Origin of the sequence: Arthrobacter sp. TB 23 (assembly GCF_000294595.1) — a bacterium.
Taxonomy (GTDB): Bacteria; Actinomycetota; Actinomycetes; order Actinomycetales; family Micrococcaceae; genus Arthrobacter_D.
Genome location: NZ_ALPM01000090.1, coordinates 1 through 3,459, shown reverse-complemented (window position 1 = coordinate 3,459; position 3,459 = coordinate 1). Strand labels below are relative to the sequence as shown.

Genomic DNA, 3,459 nt, shown 5'->3' with positions numbered 1-3,459 from the left:
CCCCGCCGATGACGGCCACGGCATCTACATTGCCGTGCGCGAAGGAACCCACTCGGTCCGACACACCAGCTGGGTGGGTCGTCGCATTCCCCTGACCGGGACCGCCGCCGGCAAGGTCCTCGCCGGGGAGGCTCCGTCATGCGGCTACGTCGTGGTCCGCAACGGTATTGAACCCGACGTCACCGCTGTCGCCGCCCCGGTGATGATCGGTGACCGGATCGCCGCCTCGCTCAGCGTGGTGGTTCCCAGTTACCGCATCAGCGAGCAACAGGCCGACACGCTCGGCGAACTGGTCGCAGCCGAAGCCCGCAGCATCCTCAACACGTCCACCGCCACCCCCGCTCCCGGCGGCACCCACCCGGGAGACACCGAAATTCAGGGAGAATCCGCATGAGCAAGTCGTTCACCCAGCACGACCCAACCCGTTCCATCCGCGCGGCGCGGGGCACCACCCTCACCGCCAAGAGCTGGCAGACCGAGGCGCCCCTGCGCATGCTCATGAACAACCTGGACCCCGAAGTCGCCGAACGCCCCGAGGACCTGGTGGTCTACGGCGGCACCGGCCGTGCCGCACGCAGCTGGGAAGCCTACGACGCCATCGTCCGATCCCTCGAGGACCTCGAAGACGACGAGACACTCCTGGTGCAGTCCGGCAAGCCCGTCGGTATCTTCCGCACCAACACGTGGGCCCCACGCGTCCTGCTGGCCAACTCCAACCTGGTGGGGGACTGGGCCACCTGGCCCGAATTCCGGAAGCTCGAAGCCGAGGGCCTGATGATGTACGGACAGATGACCGCCGGATCGTGGATCTACATCGGTACCCAGGGCATCCTGCAGGGCACCTACGAGACCTTCGCCGCAGTCGCCCGCAAACTGGGCAAGTCCCCGACCGCCACCCTCGCCGGCACGCTGACCCTGACCGCCGGTTGCGGTGGCATGGGCGGCGCCCAGCCGCTCGCGGTCACCTTGAACGGCGGAGCGGTGCTGATTGTTGACGTCGACCGGGCCCGCCTTGAGCGCCGCGCCGCCAAACGCTACCTCGACGTCGTCGCCACCGACCTGGAAGACGGCCTGCGCCAAGTGCTGGCAGCCAAAGAGGAGAAACGCGCACTGTCGGTCGGGGTCGTCGGGAATGCCGCCGAAGTCTTCCCCGAACTGCTGCGCCGCCACCTGGCCGGGAAGCTCACCATCGACATTGTCACCGACCAGACGTCGGCGCACGATCCGCTGAGCTACCTGCCGGAGGGCATGTCAACCGAAGAGTGGGACCGGGAGGCGAAGGGCGATCCCGACGGGTTCACCAAAAAGGCGCAGACCTCAATGGCTCACCATGTCGAGGCGATGGTCGGCTTCCAGGACGCCGGCGCCGAAGTCTTCGATTACGGCAACTCCATCCGCGACGAGGCCCGCCAGGGCGGCTACGCGCGGGCCTTCGAGTTTCCCGGCTTTGTCCCCGCCTACATCCGGCCCTTGTTCTGCGAGGGAATGGGGCCGTTCCGCTGGGTGGCGCTCTCCGGCGATCCCGCCGATATTGCCGTTACCGATGCCGCGCTGAAGGAGCTGTTCCCCGGGAACGAGCACCTGCACCGCTGGCTCGACGCCGCCGGGGACCTGGTCGAGTTCGAAGGCCTGCCGGCACGGATCTGCTGGCTCGGCTACGGCGACCGCGCCAAAGCCGGGCTGCTGTTCAACCAGCTGGTCGCCGACGGCAGGGTATCCGCGCCCATCGTGATCGGGCGCGACCACCTCGACTCCGGGTCGGTGGCGTCACCCTACCGGGAGACCGAGGCCATGGCCGACGGGTCCGACGCCGTCGCCGACTGGCCGCTCCTCAACGCGCTCCTGAACACGTCCTCGGGAGCCACCTGGGTCTCCATCCACCACGGCGGCGGGGTCGGCATCGGGCGTTCCATTCACGCCGGGCAGGTATCGGTGGCGGACGGTACCCCACTGGCTGCGGAGAAGCTGGAACGGCTGCTGACCAACGATCCCGGCATGGGCGTCATCCGCCACGTCGACGCTGGATATCAGCGCGCGTCCGACGTCGCAGCGGAACGTGGGGTCCGGATCCCCATGGCAGACTGACAATCAACCGGCCCGGCACTTCTGTCCGCAGGCCCTGGAGAGGTTTTTATGACTACCGTAAGTGACATGCTCGGAGCCATTTCCGACGTCGGACGCGACTCCGTTCGGGGCGGGTATTCACGGCCGGTGTTCTCCTCGGCCGAACTGGAGTTGCGCGAATGGTTCACCGCCGAAGCCACGAAACTCGGTCTTGAGGTCAGCACCGACCGCAATGGGATCCTGTGGGGCTGGTGGGACGCCGAATCGGGTGACCGCACCGGCGCGCTGGTCACCGGCAGCCATCTGGACTCGGTGCCCGGGGGCGGAGCGTTCGACGGGCCACTCGGTGTCGCCGCAGCCCTGGCCGCCGTCGACGTACTGAAGGAACGCGGCGTCGAACCCCGGCGCGGCCTCGCCGTGACCGTTTTCCCCGAAGAGGAAGGCTCCCGGTTCGGCGTAGCGTGTCTGGGGTCGCGCCTGCTCACCGGTGCCATCGACGCCGACCGGGTGCGGAACCTCAAGGACCCGGCAGGCAACACTTTCGCCGACGTCAGCCGCGCCAATGGGCTGGACCCGAAACACCTCGGGCGCGATGAGGAAGCGCTGCGGACCATCGGCGACTTCATTGAACTCCATGTCGAACAGGGCAGGGCCTTGATCGACCTGGACTCCCCGGTCGGCGTCGGCTCGTCCATCCTCGGCCACGGGCGCTGGCGGCTCACCGTCCAGGGTCAGGGCAACCACGCCGGCACCACCCTGATGGCCGACCGCGCCGATCCGATGGTCGTCGCCGCGCAGATCGTGCTCGCTATCCGCCGGACCGCCGCCAGCCAGGACGACGCGCGTGCCACGGTCGGGCGCCTGCAGCCGGTGCCGGGCGGGACCAACGTCATCGCCTCCCGCGTCGACCTCTGGCTCGACGTCCGCCACCCCGACGACTCGGTGACCGCGGCGCTGGTGGAATCCATCCATGGCCAGGCTCAGAAGGCCGCAGCCTTCGAAGGCTGCTCGGTCACCCTCACCGAGGAATCCTTCAGCAGCACCGTCCACTTCGACGCGCCCCTGCAACGCCAGCTCCAGAACTCCCTCCGCTGCACCACCTCCGAGCACCAGGTGCCCGCCCTGCCGACCGGCGCGGGCCACGACGCCGGCGTCCTGGCCGGCTACGTACCCTCCGGCATGGTCTACATCCGAAACCCGACGGGCATCAGCCACTCGCCGGAAGAGTTCGTTGAGGACACCGATGCAAACCTTGCCGCCAGCGCGCTCGCCGACGTACTGGAGGACCTGCTGTGATCACCTTCTGGTGCGAGCAGGCCTGGGTCGCTGGCCGCGGAATCCAGCCGCGCGTCCGCATCGAGGCCGACGACGGCGGCACCATCACCGCGGTGACGG

The 3,459-nt window shown here is 68.5% G+C and carries 3 protein-coding genes; all 3 read left to right on the top strand.

Annotated elements, in window-relative coordinates; translation table 11 throughout:
* On the top strand, positions 1-394 hold a 394-nt coding region (locus B384_RS18880), incomplete at its 5' end, for an IclR family transcriptional regulator domain-containing protein (protein WP_019483558.1).
* Positions 391-2,085, top strand: coding sequence for a urocanate hydratase (hutU, locus tag B384_RS0113110; protein WP_019483557.1), 1,695 nt, complete (start codon positions 391-393; stop codon positions 2,083-2,085). The genes B384_RS18880 and hutU, both read left to right, overlap by 4 nt.
* A gap of 48 nt (positions 2,086-2,133) precedes the next feature.
* Complete coding sequence (locus B384_RS0113105; protein ID WP_024476925.1) at positions 2,134-3,360, top strand: allantoate amidohydrolase; 1,227 nt, start codon at positions 2,134-2,136, stop codon at positions 3,358-3,360.
* Positions 3,361-3,459: the final 99 nt, after the last annotated feature.